This is a genomic window from Providencia sp. PROV122 (assembly GCF_028482365.1).
Taxonomy (GTDB): Bacteria; Pseudomonadota; Gammaproteobacteria; order Enterobacterales; family Enterobacteriaceae; genus Providencia; species Providencia stuartii.
Genome location: NZ_JAMPQI010000002.1, coordinates 130,456 through 149,799, shown reverse-complemented (window position 1 = coordinate 149,799; position 19,344 = coordinate 130,456). Strand labels below are relative to the sequence as shown.

The following is a 19,344-nucleotide window of genomic DNA, read 5'->3' as shown; positions in this document are numbered from 1 at the left end:
ATCCACCGTGTTGCCATCACTTTTTAGACCTCGCTAGCATTGCCACTATTAATTCATTGACTGCCTACTCAATCTCTGGTGAATTGAATTACATCTTGATAACAAAATTATCGCAACGTTTATTTGTTAAATAAAAATAACTAAACGAATCACGTTAACTATCAAAATAAGGTCAACTTCAATCGCAGGAATTGTTATGAAAGAGCTCATCGAACCCGAAGTGGATGAACATTCAGTTGTCACGCTACAAAAAATTACGGCAGATAATTTTTCGGAAATTTGCCTACTCAGCCATACGCTCAGCGAAGCACAACGCGGTATGGTAGCGGATAATGCCTATTCTATTGTTGAAGCTCAATTTTCCGATTGTGCATGGTATCGCGGTATATATGCTGACGATGTTCCCGTTGGTTTTATTATGCTGCATTCGGGGCTAGATGATGACGAGCTTGAATATGATGGAATTATGCTATGGCGCTTTATGATAGCAGAGCCTTATCAAAAATTAGGCTTTGGCCGCGAAGCCCTTCTTCAAGTGATCCGCTATTTAAAAAAGAAAGGCTATCCACGACTTTATAATAGCTGTGGCGAAGGAGAAGAAAGCCCGTTTGAATTCTATAAAAAGCTTGGTTTTATTCCTACAGGGGCTTATTTAGATGATGAATGTGAACTTGTTCTTGATTTAACTAACTGGCAAGAAGAACCGTGATTTAGCAAATAGGGGGATTGCCACCTATTATTATTTAATGATTAACATGGCAATTCATAAGCCTATAATGCCAATATCTCTCTGAGGCGGGAACCTCGAAGCTCACTTCAGCAGATCATCTAACTCATTCAGGTTGCAGCAAGGCGGCAAACGAGCAGATCCCTAGAAGCATACATAAGTATGTCACTAGGGTCTGTGGAAGCCGCCAACAGCGCTGCAACTTAAAGTATGGCAAGTATCGTTATTTCTGGATCAAATAACGTATAGTTGGTCCATCTTGCTGAATATCCAGCACGGTATAACCATAATTTTTGGCATCCAAAGGGATATTATTAATTGATTGTGGGCAATCACTGACCACCTCTAATATTTCCCCTTTTTTTAAGGATGGCATCGCTTCCAATGTCGCTACGGCCGGATAAGGGCAAGGCTCCCCGACCATATCTAACCGATAGTCAGGAATGATTTCTTTATGACTCATACAACCTCCGCTGATGTTGAAACTGGTGATTGACGTTTACGGAAAAAATAGCGTTCCCACACCAACATCAAGATAAATGCTAAAGCTAACAACAGATAAGTCACCGCTAATCCCCCTTGTGGACCAAAGGTTTCTAGCAAATTCACTTTATCGAAGTCTGTTGCTAACCAAGGGCCTAAATCATCCCAATAGTAAGCAAGGATGGTTGCTCCGATAATATTACCGAAACCGACCCACCAATAATGGACTTGCCCTTCTACGGCACGGTACATCCAGCCCGTTTCACAGCCCCCCGCAAGCACAATACCAAACCCAAACAATAACCCGCCAATAATGGCATTCGGGCCAGCCCATAAAATTTTTGGCGTTGCACCTAATTGTACATAACTAAAAATACCAATTGCGCTCACCGCCATACCAATAATAATGGCTTTTGCCATATGTGTTCTTCCGGTGATCCATAAGTCACGAAAAGCGGAGGTGAAACAAATTTGTGCTCGTTCAATAAGCAAACCAAACCCAATACCGCATAGAATGGCGATACCTAATACGGGCGCATCCCATAAGGTATAAAAGCCCCACGCGATCGCGACTAAAAAGATAGTCATCCCTAATTTAAAGCGTTTTTTTGCCACATCTAGGTGTTGTGTTAATGGAGAAGCAGCAGAGACTTTTTTGAGCTTAACAGGGATCCTAAACATCGGCATTAATGTGAATTTAGCACCGAAATAGGAGCCTACTGCGGTTGCGATAGCAAAATACCATGCGTGCAGAGAAAACTGAGGGATCCCAGTAAAAAATGCGGCTAAGTTGCACCCCATCGCTAAACGCGCACCGAAACCAGCGATAATACCGCCAATAATTGCTTGGAAAATACGTATCTTGTGTTGTGGCATACGTAATTTTACGTTATTTGCCCATAACGCAGCCGCAAAACACCCCGCAAACATACCGATGATCATCACACCATCAATTCTATCTAGGGGGCTACCTTCTAAGCCAATGACTTTAAAATATCCCCAGTTTTCGGGGTCAGCACCGAATAACTGCATGATATGCCCACCCCAACGGGTGAATTCACCAGTAACAGCCCAGAATGTACCTGTTAAACCAAAGTAATAGGTGGATAAGATCCCTGCCGCAATAACCGCAGGTAGAGGTTTCCAAAAACGGATGAGATAGTGAGATTTAAACTCAGACCAAGTCATTTTAACGTCCAATTCATTCGCGCCAGAACCTGGCAGAGAACCCCGCCGTTGTATAGCATGCCCGCTTCACAAGCCCCCAATGGTTGCAAGAAAGCAAATTGGCATATTCCCCACAGCAGATAGGGATAACATCATACTCCGATAATTAGTTTCGGGAAGCTATATGCTATAAATATTTCACGGTCTATCCCTTCAATCGCTGATTTTTACAGCAGATATAATAACCTATCGAAAATAAAAGGATGGCTCGCAATACCCTAGGTTGATTATATTGCATCTCAGGTTTTTCCATTAACATGAAGATTTTTGAAAAATTACATTAACTTTATGTTTTATAAAAGAAATTTAAGCAAAAAAAAAGCGTTATCAGAGATAACGCGGGAATGTGTAGTCTTATTTTATCTATAGTAGAGGAGTATAATATGAAATTGCCGTATAACGGCGTTGCATGCTATGCGTAGTCTGAAGTCAGCCCATTTGACTCCAGTAATAACATTTATCAACTTAAAAACACATTCATCCGTAAGTTAAAAAATAATACGATATAGATCATTTTTACTAACTCAAATTATCAAGATGACTTTATTTTTCCCTAGTTTGGCGAATAAAGAAAATAAAAAAATTTGAAAGATGAAAAGTGTTTAAAAGTATTTCTAAATGTTATTGACCGCATTATAACTCAACATAATTGTTGCGCAAGTGTTTTTTTCATTTAACTAAAATTTCAGCATAAATTCAATTTTAATGAATAAAATCATATTGTTACACTATTATTGTTAAATATAAAAAACATAATTATATATTTTTAATAATAATTTACATAAATAGCGACATCTTTAAAATGTTACAAAACAAATTATTCAATTAACTCTTCTTATCTAGATAATAATTAACATTTAATTGTTAGATTTATTTATATAGATATCATAATTTGAATAAGCATTAATCTAATTTATTTCATTATCTATTCTACTCAATAACACTTGTAATGGATAAATATAATCTGTATTTATACTCTCAATAATATAATCAGAATTTTATATGTAAAACAAAAGGTTATAAAAGATAAATAAAAAACCCTTTATCTACGCAAAAATAAAAAATACGCGTAATTACTTAAAAATTCACAAAATAAAATAACATCCTAATAGAAAAATAGTTTATTTTTAATAATCACTTATTGAGGAACTAGGCAAAAAAAGATGTGTTAGTGGACAAAAAAACCATACAACTCAACGGATAAATTACAAAGAAGTCATAAAATTAATTCAAAAAACTAATCATTACTCGCAATACGTCATACCGAATCAAGAAAAAAATTGTGACTTAGGCACCTCAATGATGCAGTTTGGTGCCTGTAGATTTAAACCCTCAATAAAAAACGCACCTTATCACCCCACTATATGTAAAGGGATAAAGTGCGCTTGCTATAGAAAAAGATACTAGCGAACTACTTAGACTTAGACGCCGCCGCTTCCATGCCTACTAGGCCAATTTTAAGATACCCTGATTGACGCAATGCATTCATTACATCCATCATTGTTTCATAATCAACACTCTTATCCGCTTGGAAGAAAATTGTGGTATCTTTATTCGCATTTGTTGCCAGATCAAGAGAGGCCGCTAACTGCTCTTTTGTTACAGCTTGGTCTCCTATGAATAATTGGCTATCCGCTTTTACCGTCAGAAAGACCGGTTTTTCTGGACGTGGTTGCGGTTTCGCTGTCGAAGCAGGTAAATCCACTTTGATATCAACCGTTGCCAAAGGAGCGGCAACCATAAAGATAATCAACAGAACTAACATAACATCGATAAACGGTGTTACGTTGATCTCGTGCATTTCACCACTATCGTCTTGTTCGTCACCTAAACGCATTGCCATAATCGTTACCTTGCTTTGCTATTTGCCAGATCCAGATCGCGACCTAATAGTAACGCAGCCTGTGCTGCAACATCACCGACCTGACCACGGTAGTTATTAATCATTCTGGCAAAAATGTTATAAATAACAACGGCAGGGATTGCTGCGATCAAACCAATTGCTGTTGCTAATAATGCTTCCGCGATCCCTGGAGCAACAACGGCTAAGTTAGTGGTTTGTGAGTGAGCAATACCAATGAAGCTATTCATGATCCCCCAAACCGTACCAAACAACCCAACAAACGGAGAAATCGCCCCAATGGTGGCTAAATAACCATTTCCACGCCCCATATGGCGGCTAATTGCAGCGATTGAACGCTCAAGACGGAACCCTGTGCGATCTTTAATACCAGAAAGATCTGTGCTTTGTGCTGACAGTGTTCTTTCCACAACCGCTTGTTTTAACAATAAACGGGTTACACTGTTTGCCTTAAAACCTTCAGCGATGCTCATTGCCTCATCTAACGATTTGACCTTATTAAGCTGTGCTACTTCAGCTTTTAAACGACGGCGCGCTGCCAATAACTCGATGCCTTTAGAGAAGAACAAGGCCCATGTAATCACTGATGCCAAAACCAGACCAATCATGACTGTTTTAACAACGTTATCTGCATTTTGGTACATACCCCAGACCGATAGGTCCTTATCAAAGCCACCTTGGTTTTCGGTCGCAATCTCAATACTTTCGCTAACCACTGGTGTTGTTGCACCATTTTCTGCTGCGGCTTGAGTTTGTGCCGGTGCTGCTGCCGATGGGGTATTTGTTTCAGTCGCCGGTGCCGCTGGTGTTGTTTGGGCTGACGCTGTGGATGTCGCTGGGGTTGTTGCTGGTGTGGTTTCAGCATTTGCTGTCCCCAACAGGCCTATCGCCAATAGAATAGAAGCTGTTAGTTTACGCATCAGTTGGCCTTATACTCTCTTTTTCTGTGTTCTATTAATAAATTCGTGCCGATGATTTCACGTTCACCGACTAACCTATAAAAGCGAAATTGACTCGCCCAATTCATCTCTTTTTTCAAAAGATGGTGCAGATAATATCAAACGCTGCGCGAATTGATAGTAATTATCATTACTATTCAATATTTTTTTCATATTTCTTGCGCTTTAACAAATATGCCCTCAACAACAGTGAGACTATTACTGAGTGACATGAAAAAAAATCCGATTGGACGTTTACACTTGTACATCTTCAACAAAATCATTTAACTTCAAGTATTCTCTTTTTGTTTCGTATCGCTCAGGAGCAGCTAAAGGACGCAATATGGCTAAGATCAAACCAGAAACTCAACTCGTGCACCTTGGTAGAAACCCTGCTTTTACTCAAAAAGGCGTGAACCCTATAATCCAGCGCACCTCATCCGTAATATTCAACACCCTTGCTGAGAAGCGCCATGCGACACAAAACAGAGCCAATTCTGTACTTTTTTATGGGCGTCGTGGAACACAAACTCACTTTGCATTTCAAGAGGCGATGACGGAATTAGAGTGTGGTGCAGGTGCGGTACTTTATCCCTCAGGGGCGGCCGCAATCACCAATGCACTATTATCTTTTATCTCTTCGGGAGATCATATTCTTGTCACAGGCTCAGCTTATGATCCCACACAAAACTTTTGCGATAAGATCCTAACAAAACTAAACGTCACAACGGACTATTTTGATCCGATGATTGGAGCTGCTATCGCTGAGCTTATCCGTCCTAATACTCGAATAGTCTTTTTAGAAGCGCCCAGTTCTATCACTATGGAGATTCATGATCTCCCTGCTATTGTGCAAGCGATACGTCAAAAAGCCCCCGAAACTATTATTATGATTGACAACACTTGGGCCGCGGGCGTGTTATTAAAACCTTTATTATTAGGCATCGACATCTCTATCCAGTCTGCGACTAAATATATTAATGGTCACTCGGATGGTATGTTAGGCGTTGCCGTTGCTAATGAGCGCTGCATTGAACCCCTTCGCGAAAACTCTTATTTACTCGGTCAGACTGCCGATCCTGATACGGTATATATGGCCGGTCGCGGCTTACATACGTTAGCAACGAGACTCAAACAGCATGAAACCAATGGCTTAGCTGTTGCTCAGTGGTTAGCGCAGCGCCCTGAAGTTGAACGGGTTTTCCATCCCGCGCTTCCTTCTTGTCCGGGGCACTCATTCTTTGTTCGTGATTTTAGTGGCAGCAACGGGCTATTCTCTTTTCAATTAAAATCACGCTTATCCCAAACACAGTTTGAAAATTTCTTAAATCACTTCAGCCATTTTAAGATGGGGTATTCATGGGGAGGTTATGAATCTTTGATTTTGGGATACCAAAAAGAAGATCTTATCAGCATGCGTCAGTATGATTTTACCCCCAATGAGGGTACTTTTTTCCGTATTCATGTTGGTCTGGAGCATCCCCAAGATTTAATTGATGACCTCACATTGGCATTTGAACGTATCCAATAATGGTGTTTTGTTACACGCTTTCATCATCGACCCAAGATGAAAGCGTGAAAATTCAATCATCTTATTTATCAACTAATCCTCTCATTTAGTAAACAAATCAAACTTGGTATGGTTTTTTCCTGTAATATAAGAAAAGAAATTCGCTTTTTCGTAGATAGACAGGAACAATTATGGAAGTACTACGCGAAATCGTGCTGGCGCTTTGGCATCATGATTTCCTTAAACTCTCCAATCCAGAAGTGCTTTGGGTTATTTACACAGTTCTCTTTGTGGTCATTGTGCTAGAAAATGGGGTACTCCCCGCCGCTTTTTTACCTGGTGATACCTTATTGATCCTTTCGGGAGCCTTAATTGCAAAAGGAGTGCTGCACTTTATTCCGACCATTTTGCTACTAACAACAGCGGCAAGCTTGGGGTGTTGGCTCGGTTTTCTTCAAGGAAGGTGGTTGAGTGAAACAAAAATCGTTAAGCGTTGGCTCTCACAGATCCCGCATGAATATCATGATAAAGCCAACCATATGTTTCATAAACAAGGCCTTTACGCCTTACTCATCGGTCGTTTTTTAGCCTTTGTCCGCACACTATTGCCGGTATTAGCTGGGCTGTCTGAGTTAAGCCATCGACGTTTTCAACTCTTCAATTGGTTAAGTGGCTTACTTTGGGTAGGCATTATCGTGACATTAGGATATGCACTGAACCAAATTCCTTTTGTGAAGCAACATGAACAAATCGTCATTAGCGTATTAATGATCTTACCTGTACTTTTGCTCATCGGTGGGCTTATCGGCTCCATCATGATGTATTGGAAACATCGCAAGTCTATCAATAATAAATCGAAATAATAAAAACCGCCTCATCATTGAGGCGGCATTAGACTTAGTTACGATGGCTGATTTTAATGCGCTGTTAAGGCCGCAAATAAGTATTGACCAATTTCAGGGGTCATCCACGTACCTTGTGAAATAACAGGGTTTTCGCGATAAATTTGACGAATTTTTTCCTGTAATTCAGGGTCTCCCCCAGTAAATTGATTAAACATGTTTAACCATGTTTTAGCCAATGATTGCACTTCTGGTGATTCAGGCGATACACCTGATTGCTGCGCTCTGTATAAGCCCGCAATCAATTCAGGCCATACTTTACCTGATTCAAAGTAGTGTTCACGCACAAATGCAAACTGTGAATCCGTTAAATAAGACTTAAAAATCGCAAGCTGGTGCTCGCTAAACCCTTTCGCCACATATTCAATCATTTCCTCAGTAATACCTGAAGACAATGCAAATTCATTATCCGACAAATGAATTTTATTCAATCTAGCGAAAAAGTCAGGGTTCCCACCGGTATCACGCTCTAAAGCGATCATCCACTCCGCTGACACTTTGTGCGCTTGTTCAGAGTCAGGTGTAACACCTTCTTGCATAAGGTTTTTAACGGTTTCTACGCGTTGCTGCCACTCTTGGCTTTTTAACGTATTCGCCGTATATAATGGCATTTTTTCTAATTCTTTCGGTGTAAAATACTTGTCGTACATAGACATCATCTCCAATATGGAAAACCAATCAGCCTGAGTGAGAATATCGCCAGCTTGCATTTGTAATTGAAGCTGCTCTAACCGATAGCGTAGTTTCATCTGTTCAGAAAGCGCGCTAATACGTTCCTGTAACAATTGCGCCATATTCCCACTATGGCCATCTAAGATCTTACCGATGTCTTTGAGTTTAACGCCCACTTGTCTGAGCATTTGAATTTGAGTTAAACGCTCGAGACACTCTACGTTATAGAGTCGATAACCCGCATCGGTTCTCGCAGTTGGAACGAGTAATCCTATCTCTTCATAATGATGAAGTGTGCGAATGGTTAGCCCTGTTTTTTGTGCAATCTCACCCACTTGAAATAGCATATCGAACCTCCTGTGATTGATGTGCAGGTTAGTGCCTCACGTTACGTGAGAGTCAACCGTTTCTGACAAGAATTTTATCTTTTTTTCTCTTTCTAGATCATCTTTATCTTCACAAACACACTGATTATAATTTTCGCGGAATAACCCACACTGAATAATAATGGTGAAATTAATGAGTATGAAAGCAATATGTATAGGATTGCTTTTACTCCCTTCTTTAGGGTTAGCAAATCCCCTAAACACCGGAGAGCCGAGTACGCCTGGGTATGAGAAAGCCGAGGAAGCTAAAGCGTGTATTGACCAATATGCTTTTGATATCGCAAGACAATATGACCAACCTGCCAGCCAAATAGCTGAAGCGGCTCTTGGTTACTGTGATCAAAAGATAGAGTCATTTCGCCAATACAACCGAGAAATGAGTGTTGCCAACATTCCACAAAGTAACCTCCGAGAGCTTTCTTTGCGGGGAGCCGCGCTCTATGCTGCCGACCAGCAATTCCATGATCTCAAACTTTCGTGGATAAAAGATATTGAATACAAAATATTAAAACACAGAGAAGCAACACAATAGTATTTTCTTAAAATAAAAAAGCCCTGCCATTTAAGATTAAGGACAGGGCTTTAAACTTATCTTATTGCATTATTTAATTAGAGCATGCATCTCTTGCACTGAAATCACTTTTTCCGTTGGATCAGCGCTTAATGACATTGTGGTCGCAAAGCCGCCATTCAACGTCGTATCATAGTGTACTTTATATTGTAATGCGCTACGGCGTATTAACTTAGAATCCTCAATCGCTTGACGACCAGCCGTAGTGTTCACGATATAATCGTATTCACCATTTTTGATCCTATCTTGGATATGAGGACGACCTTCATGCACTTTGTTGACCAAACGAGGGTTGATCCCAGCTTCACCTAAGACGATGGCCGTACCATGGGTCGCATCCAATTCAAAACCATGCTTAAGCAATTTAGCCGCCAAATCAACGACTCGAGTTTTATCCCCTTCGCGCACAGACAACAATGCACGACCGGATTTTTTCATTGTCGAGTTACTGCCTAACATTGCTTTCGCGAAAGCCTCCGCAAATGTACGGCCAACGCCCATCACTTCCCCTGTTGAGCGCATCTCTGGCCCCAAAATTGGGTCAACACCTTGGAATTTATTAAACGGTAGCACCACTTCTTTTACAGAATAATAAGGAGGAATAATCTCTTTCGTCATCCCTTGTTCTGTTAATGATTGACCAACCATCACTCGCGCAGCAATTTTTGCCAGAGGCAGCCCAGTCGCTTTAGATACAAATGGAACAGTACGCGCTGCACGTGGGTTCACTTCGATAAGATAAACTTCGTTATCTTTTACGGCAAACTGGACGTTCATCAAGCCACGAACACGTAACTCAAATGCCAAGTTACGCACTTGCTCACGCATCACATCTTGAATTTCTTGGCTAAGTGTATAAGCAGGTAATGAGCATGCTGAATCACCTGAGTGCACCCCAGCTTGTTCAATATGCTCCATGATGCCACCAATCAACACCATTTCACCATCACAGATTGCGTCAACGTCTACTTCAACTGCATCATCTAGGAAACGGTCGAGTAGTACTGGTGCATCGTTAGAAACACTCACGGCAGTTTGGAAATAGCGACGTAGATCAGATTCGTCATAAACGATTTCCATCGCACGTCCTCCTAAAACATAGGATGGACGTACCACCAGCGGATAACCGATGCCTGACGCTTTTTCAACCGCCTGCTCAATCGTCACTACAGTCGCATTTTGTGGTTGCTTCAAGTTCAAGCGATTAACCGCTTGTTGGAAACGTTCACGGTCTTCTGCACGGTCAATGGCATCTGGGCTAGTACCGATGACGGGTACACCAGCTGCTTCTAGGGCACGAGCCAGTTTTAATGGCGTCTGCCCGCCATATTGAACAATAACCCCTTTTGGCTGCTCAATACGTACAATTTCAAGTACATCTTCTAAGGTAACTGGCTCAAAATAGAGGCGGTCTGAGGTGTCATAGTCTGTTGAAACCGTCTCAGGGTTACAGTTAACCATGATGGTTTCATACCCATCTTCACGTAGTGCCAACGAAGCATGAACACAGCAATAGTCAAATTCAATACCTTGACCTATACGGTTTGGACCACCACCTAATACCATAACTTTAGGCTTGTCGAAATTAGGGTTAGACTCACACTCATCTTCATAGGTGGAGTACATATAAGCGGTATCTGTTGCAAACTCAGCCGCACAGGTATCAACACGCTTATAAACAGGGTGTAAGCCATAACCTTGACGCAGTTTACGTAGCTCAGCTTCAGAGACACCAACAAGTTTTGCTAAACGTGCATCAGCAAAGCCTTTGCGTTTCAGAACGCTTAAAAACGTTTTGGTTAACCCATTAATGCCTAGCTCTGTAACTTGTTCTTCTAAGCGCACCAGCTCTTCGATTTGCACTAAGAACCAGCGGTCGATGTTAGTTAGGTTGAAAATACCGTCAACGGATAGTCCTGCACGGAAGGCATCGGCAATATACCAAATACGCTCTGCGCCCGCGTCTTTTAACTCGCGACGAATACGTGTTAGTGCTTCAGGATCATCTTGGCTAACTTTTGGATCAAAACCAGTCGCGCCAACTTCAAGGCCACGTAATGCTTTTTGCATTGACTCTTGGAAGGTGCGACCAATTGCCATCACCTCACCAACGGACTTCATTTGCGTTGTCAGGCGGTCATTCGTGCCCACAAATTTTTCGAAATTGAAACGAGGAATTTTTGTGACGACATAGTCAATGGAAGGTTCGAATGATGCAGGTGTACGACCACCTGTAATATCATTCATTAGCTCATCAAGTGTGTAGCCAACAGCAAGCTTAGCGGCAATTTTGGCAATTGGGAAACCAGTCGCTTTCGAAGCAAGCGCGGAAGAGCGCGATACACGAGGGTTCATCTCAATAACAATCAAACGTCCATTTTTGGGATTGACGGCAAATTGAACGTTAGAGCCTCCAGTTTCAACACCAATCTCACGCAATACCGCCATCGAGGCATCACGCATAATTTGATATTCTTTATCGGTCAGTGTCTGGGCTGGCGCAACGGTGATAGAGTCACCCGTATGGATCCCCATCGCATCAAAGTTTTCAATTGAACAAACAATAATGCAGTTATCATTTTTGTCGCGTACCACTTCCATTTCGTACTCTTTCCAGCCAATGAGCGACTCATCAATCAGTAGCTCATTGGTTGGTGAGAGGTCAAGGCCGCGCGTACAGATTTCTTCAAATTCTTCACGGTTATAAGCAATACCACCGCCAGTTCCCCCCATCGTAAATGAAGGACGGATAATACAAGGGAACCCAACATCTTCAGCTACTGCGTAGGCTTCTTCCATATTGTGTGCGATACCGGAGCGCGCTGTATCCAAGCCAATTTTTTTCATGGCTTTATCAAAACGTTGGCGGTCTTCGGCTTTATCAATCGCATCGGCGGTGGCACCAATCATTGTCACACCGAACTCAGCTAATACGCCTTTACGCTCAAGCTCCAGTGCACAGTTCAAAGCAGTTTGCCCACCCATGGTTGGCAGCACCGCATCTGGACGCTCTTTTTCGATGATTTTACGCACCACTTCCCAATGAATTGGCTCAATATACGTTGCATCAGCCATTTCAGGGTCAGTCATGATGGTTGCTGGGTTAGAGTTGACTAAAATAACGCGATAGCCTTCTTCACGCAGTGCTTTACACGCTTGCGCACCTGAATAGTCAAATTCACATGCTTGGCCGATAACAATCGGGCCAGCCCCTAGAATCAGAATACTTTTTATATCTGTACGTTTTGGCATTTTTCTGCTCCCGATTATTTTGCGTTATGACGAGGTTGGTTCTGGCGATATTCATGGATAAGTTCGATGAAGTGATCGAACAATTTCGCCGCATCGTGAGGGCCAGAACTTGCTTCAGGGTGCCCTTGGAAACTAAACGCTGGCTTATCCGTACGGTGAATACCTTGCAGAGTGCCATCAAACAATGACTTATGTGTCACACGTAATGTGTCGGGTAATGTTGACTCATCGACAGCAAAACCATGGTTTTGTGCTGTGATCATGACAACATTTTGATCTAAATCTTTAACTGGATGGTTTGCACCATGGTGACCAAACTTCATTTTCATCGTACTTGCGCCGCTTGCTAACGCCAGTAGCTGGTGCCCTAGGCAGATACCAAAAACAGGAATTTCTGTTTTTAAGAAATCTTGAATTGCTTTGATAGCATAGTCACAAGGGGCAGGGTCGCCAGGCCCGTTAGAAAGGAAAATACCATCTGGATCCATCGCCAATACGGTTTCTGCTGGTGTTGTTGCAGGAACGACAGTCAAACGGCACCCACGATCCACTAGCATACGTAAAATATTACGCTTAGCCCCAAAGTCATAAGCGACTACATGTAACGGTAGCTCATCTTCACTTTTGGCACTCAGTTGACCATCAGCCAAAGTCCAAGAGCCTTGAGTCCAACTGTATGCTTCTTTCGTGCACACTTCTTTCGCCAAATCTAAACCGTTTAGGCCAGAGAATGCGCGAGCTTTTTCCAGCGCCAACGCCGCATCTGGTGCATCACCGGCAATGATACAGCCGTTCTGAGCCCCTTTTTCTCTTAATAAACGCGTTAATTTACGTGTATCAATATCCGCGATAGCAACGACATTATGACGTTTCAGGTATTCTGATAGGCCTTCCTGACCGCGAAAGTTACTATAAACCAGTGGTAGGTCACGAATAATCAAACCTTGAGCATGAACATTTGGGGATTCTTCGTCATCAGCATTAGTGCCGACATTACCAATATGGGGATAGGTGAGAGTAACAATTTGGCGGGAATAGGAAGGGTCGGTAATTATTTCTTGATATCCGGTCATTGACGTATTGAAAACGACTTCTCCAACAGCGGCCCCTTCAGCACCAATGGCGCGCCCGTGGAATTCGGTTCCGTCTTCGAGAACCAGTATAGCTGACTTAATCAAAACACCCTCCAGGGAATAATAAATCACAATTAGTGCATATTAATTCAGATTTGAGGATCTAAATCAATGCCAAAATGCGTTTTTAAGCAAATTTTTGGCAAATTGCGCGCATTCTAATGATGAGATGAGGTCTTGTCTAGGAAAAAACGCATTTTTTTTCATTTTTTTGTTACTTTTTTAGTGATCAGCCCGATTTTTAGTGCGATGGCTAGCAAAACTAACACCAATAGTACCTAAGTAAACGGTTGCAAACTGAATTAAGTGAATATCTTATGGTAAAGCAGGAAGAGTATCGAAGAAAGTCTATTTTTTAAGCAAAAAGACTTAGAAAAAACAACCAAACAGTAAGAAATAAAGGTAATTTATAAAATAAATAACAACAGATGCAAATCACAACAAATACTCAAATAACATCATGATTTGCATCAACAATATTAAAAAATAAATCTATAAATTCTCTAAATCGAGAACATCTTTCATATTATATAAGCCTGCATTTTGAGCAACTACCCATGCAGATGCTTTAATTGCCCCATTAGCAAAGGTCATTCGACTGGAAGCCTTGTGAGTTATCTCTACACGCTCACCAATATCGGCAAACATTGCAGTGTGCTCACCAACAATGTCACCCGCTCGTACAGTCGCAAAACCAATTGTGCCAGCTTCGCGCTCTCCGGTATGGCCTTCACGCGCATATACTGCACACTCTTTAAGATCTTTACCTAGTGCATGAGCAATCGACTCACCCATAGCCAGTGCCGTACCTGAAGGGGCATCGACTTTATGGCGATGGTGAGCCTCGATGATCTCAATATCCGTGTAATCTCCCATCACTTTCGCCGCTTTTTCCAGCAATTTCAGCACTAAGTTAACGCCAACACTGAAATTTGCTGCAAACACAATAGGGATCGATTTAGCGGCTTCGGCGATGGCATGTTTGCCTTGATCGTCAAAACCGGTTGTACCAATTACCATCGCCTTATGGTTAGCGCGGCAAAAAGCTAAATAATTCAACGTACCTTCGGGACGCGTGAAATCAATCACGACATCAAAATCATCAACAACTTTATCCAATGTATCAACGACAGCAATACCCAGTTTGCCGACTCCCGCAAGCTCACCCGCGTCCGTTCCAACTAATGATGAACCGACGCGCTCAATTGCTGCCCCTAACCGGATACCCTCTTGATTTTGTGTTGCCTGAATAAGCTGACGCCCCATGCGCCCTCCTGCACCAACAATTGCAACACGTACCATTGAATTTGCCATTTGCTATCCTTTTTGTCCGTTTTGCGGTGAATGTGAGGCCTAATACCACTTCACTCGCCACCACAACATCGTCATGTGAAAAATCATTGTGATATAGCTTAGCGAGCCTCTTGAGACTCTGCTAGCTCTAATCTTGAATTATTAACAAAAGCGTATAATGGCTAGAAATTATCAGAAAAAGTTGTGGGAAAAATAGGAATAGCCACAGAAGGGGGTCCTCTGTGGCTAGCGTGTGAGATAAGTCAGCTAATCATTAGAAATTAATTGAACGACGACTAGTCGGCCGCCTTCTTCTGTCGATAACACAAACTGCAAGCCATCAGTCAATGCAATCTTATCGCCAATAGGTATCTGTCTTTTTTCTGGTAATACCATCAAGCCATCAATACGTTCATTCACTAGCCACCATTGGTTATTGTGGAAAATAAAATAACCAACACGTTTCTTTTGCTCATCCGTTGTTCGCTCATTAGGCGCAATAAGTCGATTAACATGCCAAGCATAAAGTGATTGCCCACTCCATACCATCAACCGGTGGTCATCTGGTCGATAATTTCCCGCTTTACGTGAAGAGTATAGGTTTAAGATCGGTAATTTACCTGAGTATGCAGTGCCACAATAAGGGCAAACAGGGTGCATTTTCCCAGAAAAAACATACCATTGCTGCTCACAATCATGGTTTTGACACGGTTGAATGAGATCGACAGTTTTTACTAGTGCCGTTTCCCACTCATCCGCAGTAGGCCTGAGAGAGGGGTCGTGCAGACCAGTAATAAACGCTTTTTCAAATAACGGCGTTAAATAAGGCCCCATCACGGTATAAGGGATTTTTTCAGGATCAGCCCAAGGCAAAGATGAAGGTTTAACCTGATTTAATTTAACGGCATTACTTCTATCGGTAGGGTGTTCAATAAAAAGCGCTTTTTCCCCCATTAATAAGCTTTCATCATTCATCTCATCATCCATATCATGAATTTTACCGCCACGCAGTGGATGTCGATAAAATAAATACATATAGATCAGAACTGATAACGCATGCCTATCTGTAGTAATACTCGGTAAAATACGATTTGGGTCGGATTTGGCTAAATGAGCCGTTTTGACCACTTCCGGTGCAATAAAATCTGGCGTACCGACCACATCGGGGGGATATTTTCCAGGAACCACTAACCCATCAATATCAATCACGCACGCATGCCCCTGTTCAGGGTCGATTAGCACGTTTTTATAGCTTAGATCACTGTGACACAGACCCGCAGCGTGCATTCGGCGAACGGCTCTTGCCAACAAAAGACACACTTTCAAGTAATTCAGCATATTGCCGCGTTCACGCGGATCTAAGAATTTATTTTGATTATTTGCGCTGGCAAACCACTTTCCTTCTTTTTCACGGCCTTTAATCGCTAGGAAGTCATTATTCTTAGAGCCATATTTAAAGAAAAAATGGGATTGATAAGTTGGAACAACAATACCAACCTTACCTTCATGCTTCACAATATCGGTTGGCCAACAAAACAAACCTTTCCAGTATTCACCACCAATTTGCTCAAAAATATTTTTTCTGTATTGCCCTGTGATCATATCAATACGTTCAAGCGCTTGCGCATTTTGGGGCGTTTTATAAAATGCGACGACATAGGATCTGTCTGGCGAAAAATAGACATCCTTCATGGAGCCGGAACCAATAATTTCGTCAACGTATTGAACGGTTTTCCCATCCTGAGTTGTACAGGTAATAATATTTGCCATAAAAACCACCAAATTTATATTTCAGAACGGTTACCAAGCAACAATGATGGTGCGATCATCATGATTACCTGCTGAGAAAAAATTTAACCATTCGGCAAGCTTTTTATCAGCCTCTACTGGGCTTTCTAAACAAGGCGTTATTTGCTCAAGAAGATCATCCCATCGCTGTGGATCTTTCAGGCCGTTATCGGTTTCAAAAATAGGATCAGAAACCCCATCAGTCATCAGGATCAGGTGAGTGATTTCAGGCCATTTACCAATCCCGATCCGCCGATTAAAGTCGTTATCATTGATTTCACTCTCATCGAGGAAACGGGTTTGCCCTGCATACTCCCCACTGTCGGGTACACCAAGAAGACGTACTTTACCTGCTGGACCATAAACCGCAATTGCCCCATCCCCCATCCAAAACGAAGCCGCGAATAACTCATCGCCAACACGCATTGAGGCCGTTGCCAGTAATGTCGTTGAGAATGATTTAATCGGTTGATCAACGTGAATAGCTTCATTTTTAATATTATTGATCGTCAATTGTGCTGCGTTATGGAACAACTTAGCAAAGTAGGCACCGATATATTTGGTTGATTCCGCATCCCATGACGTCAGCGCTCCCATAAATTGTGCTCTTTCTTCATCGCTAGCACTCGATAACCGCCCGTTAAGGTACTCACCGAACGTATTGACCGCAATACGTGAGCCTTCACGTGAGTTTTTTGCACTGCCTGCGCCATCAGCAACAATCATTAAGCTCCAACCACTTTTATCATCATGGTGAATATAAAAATCATCATCACGAAATGATCCAGCGTGTTCATGAGAGCGACCACGGCGGCTTGCTGCTGCAATACGCAATGGGCCTTCTGAAATAATTTGATGGTCAATATGCTTTTTAGGGTAAGGGCTATCTGCTGGTGGCTCATTAATTTGCCATAGACTACGAGGATCAGGATTGATAATAAAAATCCCCTCTGTGGTACAAGGCTCTCGGCCTTCACTTGACCAAACTACCGACATCTTAATGTTGCCACTTTGTGTTGGTACGCCTGATAACATTGATGTTTCAGCATCAAAGGTAACGCCAATCTCATCTGAAAAATCGACACGCTCAACGGTTGCCGTTTCACCATTACTCAATAACACTTGGACTTGAGAATTAAAGGCAAGCCCAACTCGCCCATTTGCGATCACAATGCTCGCAGTAGGAGGCAGAGAAACGGGTTCTTTCGTGATATTCGCATTGCCTGCTGCGGGGATCTGCCCCGGTTTAAGCACGGGCTCTTTTTCCAAAGATACAGGCTCGGTGACCTGCTGTGACTGGCTTTGCAAATAAGGCAATAATAGAGTCAGTTGTGAATCACTGAATTGGCACTCATTTAACCTATCAGCAAACTGTGCCTGCTCTTTAATATCTGCACATTTTTCTTGGATTTGCTCAAGAATGTTAAAAATGGCTTCAGCTATCTGTTTATCTTCATAAATTGCCACCAAAGCGCTTTCAGAAATAGGCATATTACGATTTCTAATTGCGTGCTCTAGCAGCAATTTAATCAATAGTGCATTTTGATCCATTACCCTTTTCCTCTAGTCACATCAAAATCAGACTGGTCATCACTATTGTTAAAAGAGATCCCCCTTTCACACCAAGGACAGATGACAGATTCAGGGCCATTGACACAGAGTAATTTGCCACAGGCACAGACGGCGAAAGCGGTCGCATTACCACAATATGGGCAACCTGGCGTACCATTTAGCTCGCTAGTGTTCACTTGTGACATATTCGCGCTATCATCGCTCCACGCAAAATAACTTTCATCAATGGTGTAACACCCTGTAAGGTTAAAGTGACTGAGGTTCAATTTGAAGTTCAGGTTAGGTAGATGTGTTGGTGGACGTTCATATTTCATCAAATAAGGCCGTTTAGAACGGTTACAACGCCCGACAAAAGTGACGCAAGTATCATCATAACTTGCCGCAATTTCATCTTTAGCTAACCGCACCACTTGCTCTGTCTTATGCAATAGTGGTGGTGCTTCATCGCCCACACTGCGACTTTGGGAAACAACGGATGCCGTAATCCATTTGATAAATTTAGTAAAATCCCCTTCCTGAGCTTCCGTAAACAATAAAACGTTCTCCGTTAATTGCGATAATACGTTTAAGTCGGCAGAGGCGCCTAAGCCAATCGCAATTAAATTGACTTTAGAGGCATATTTTTCTTTCCAACGCTGAATTTCCGGTGCCACATTATCGGTAGGTCGCCCATCTGTCAGTAAATAGACCACAGGCTTCCAATCCCCTTTTCTTTCATAAGTGGTTTTTTGGACTTGAGTATCTATTTGATAGGATAATTCTTTCAGGGCGCTACCAAGACTGGTTCCACCCCCTATGGGCAATTGAGGTGGATAGAAGGAAACAACTTCCGTTAACGGCACAATTGTTTTAGCAATACCCGCAAAAGCGATAATGGAAATCCAAGCTGTTTCTAATGCATGAGGGTCTTTTCTGAGATCGTTGACGATCATCTGTAGACCATCATTCATTTTTTTAGGTTTTCTCCCACCATGGATTCAGAACAGTCAAGCACGAAGAAAATAGGCAGTCTTCTCATCACTAAACCTT

The 19,344-nt window shown here is 42.1% G+C and carries 14 protein-coding genes and 1 pseudogene; 4 read left to right on the top strand and 11 right to left on the bottom strand.

Features of this window, described 5'->3' with window-relative positions; all coding sequences use genetic code 11:
* Positions 1-196: 196 nt before the first annotated feature.
* Entirely contained in the window at positions 197-709 is a 513-nt protein-coding gene (locus PSE69_RS02315; protein ID WP_004926889.1) for a GNAT family N-acetyltransferase, read from the top strand.
* A gap of 241 nt (positions 710-950) precedes the next feature.
* On the opposite strand, the gene yedF is transcribed toward PSE69_RS02315, so the two are convergent.
* The 4 genes from yedF to exbB all read right to left on the bottom strand — a co-directional run bounded on the left by yedF (position 951) and on the right by exbB (position 5,218).
* Positions 951-1,190 (bottom strand): sulfurtransferase-like selenium metabolism protein YedF, encoded by a 240-nt coding sequence (gene yedF, locus PSE69_RS02310; RefSeq protein ID WP_004926886.1) that lies wholly within the window; start codon positions 1,188-1,190, stop codon positions 951-953.
* The gene (gene yedE, locus PSE69_RS02305) at positions 1,187-2,398 is read right to left on the bottom strand and encodes a selenium metabolism membrane protein YedE/FdhT (protein WP_102780773.1); all 1,212 of its coding nucleotides are present in this window, start codon (positions 2,396-2,398) and stop codon (positions 1,187-1,189) included. The genes yedF and yedE overlap by 4 nt, the downstream gene beginning before the upstream one ends.
* 1,450 nt (positions 2,399-3,848) lie before the next feature.
* Positions 3,849-4,280, bottom strand: coding sequence for a TonB system transport protein ExbD (gene exbD, locus PSE69_RS02300; RefSeq protein WP_121874799.1), 432 nt, complete (start codon positions 4,278-4,280; stop codon positions 3,849-3,851).
* Between the two features lie 5 nt (positions 4,281-4,285).
* On the bottom strand, positions 4,286-5,218 hold the full coding sequence (exbB, locus tag PSE69_RS02295; protein ID WP_004926872.1) for a tonB-system energizer ExbB: 933 nt from the start codon (positions 5,216-5,218) through the stop codon (positions 4,286-4,288).
* 361 nt (positions 5,219-5,579) lie between these two features.
* Here exbB and metC point away from each other — a divergent pair, with 361 nt between their 5' ends.
* Both metC and PSE69_RS02285 read left to right on the top strand, forming a co-directional pair.
* Positions 5,580-6,767, top strand: coding sequence for a cystathionine beta-lyase (metC, locus tag PSE69_RS02290; protein WP_014656794.1), 1,188 nt, complete (start codon positions 5,580-5,582; stop codon positions 6,765-6,767).
* Positions 6,768-6,937: 170 nt separating this feature from the next.
* Positions 6,938-7,609, top strand: a complete 672-nt coding sequence (locus PSE69_RS02285; protein ID WP_004926866.1) for a DedA family protein — start codon at positions 6,938-6,940, stop codon at positions 7,607-7,609.
* Between the two features lie 53 nt (positions 7,610-7,662).
* Here PSE69_RS02285 and PSE69_RS02280 read toward each other — a convergent pair whose 3' ends face one another.
* Positions 7,663-8,667: a MerR family transcriptional regulator gene (locus PSE69_RS02280; RefSeq protein WP_272674923.1), complete on the bottom strand. Its 1,005-nt coding sequence runs from the start codon at positions 8,665-8,667 to the stop codon at positions 7,663-7,665.
* Between the two features lie 172 nt (positions 8,668-8,839).
* On the opposite strand from PSE69_RS02280, the gene PSE69_RS02275 reads away from it, so the two are divergent.
* A complete protein-coding gene (locus tag PSE69_RS02275; RefSeq protein ID WP_014656796.1) occupies positions 8,840-9,238 on the top strand; it encodes a hypothetical protein in 399 nt (132 codons plus the stop codon).
* A 69-nt stretch (positions 9,239-9,307) separates the two neighbouring features.
* Here the strand turns inward: PSE69_RS02275 and carB are convergent, their stop codons facing one another.
* From carB to PSE69_RS02245, 6 genes and pseudogenes are all read right to left on the bottom strand, one after another.
* Positions 9,308-12,529 (bottom strand): carbamoyl-phosphate synthase large subunit, encoded by a 3,222-nt coding sequence (gene carB, locus PSE69_RS02270; RefSeq protein ID WP_121874797.1) that lies wholly within the window; start codon positions 12,527-12,529, stop codon positions 9,308-9,310.
* 14 nt (positions 12,530-12,543) lie between these two features.
* The gene (carA, locus tag PSE69_RS02265) at positions 12,544-13,707 is read right to left on the bottom strand and encodes a glutamine-hydrolyzing carbamoyl-phosphate synthase small subunit (protein WP_014656798.1); all 1,164 of its coding nucleotides are present in this window, start codon (positions 13,705-13,707) and stop codon (positions 12,544-12,546) included.
* A 447-nt stretch (positions 13,708-14,154) separates the two neighbouring features.
* Complete coding sequence (gene dapB, locus PSE69_RS02260; RefSeq protein ID WP_014656799.1) at positions 14,155-14,976, bottom strand: 4-hydroxy-tetrahydrodipicolinate reductase; 822 nt, start codon at positions 14,974-14,976, stop codon at positions 14,155-14,157.
* Between the two features lie 246 nt (positions 14,977-15,222).
* Positions 15,223-16,725, bottom strand: coding sequence for a helix-hairpin-helix domain-containing protein (locus tag PSE69_RS02255; protein WP_121874796.1), 1,503 nt, complete (start codon positions 16,723-16,725; stop codon positions 15,223-15,225).
* Between the two features lie 30 nt (positions 16,726-16,755).
* Positions 16,756-18,294, bottom strand: a complete 1,539-nt coding sequence (locus tag PSE69_RS02250; RefSeq protein WP_004926841.1) for a PP2C family serine/threonine-protein phosphatase — start codon at positions 18,292-18,294, stop codon at positions 16,756-16,758.
* Positions 18,294-19,333 (bottom strand): annotated as a pseudogene (locus PSE69_RS02245) (TerY-C metal binding domain-containing protein). Before PSE69_RS02245 ends, PSE69_RS02250 begins: the two are co-directional and overlap by 1 nt.
* Positions 19,334-19,344: the final 11 nt, after the last annotated feature.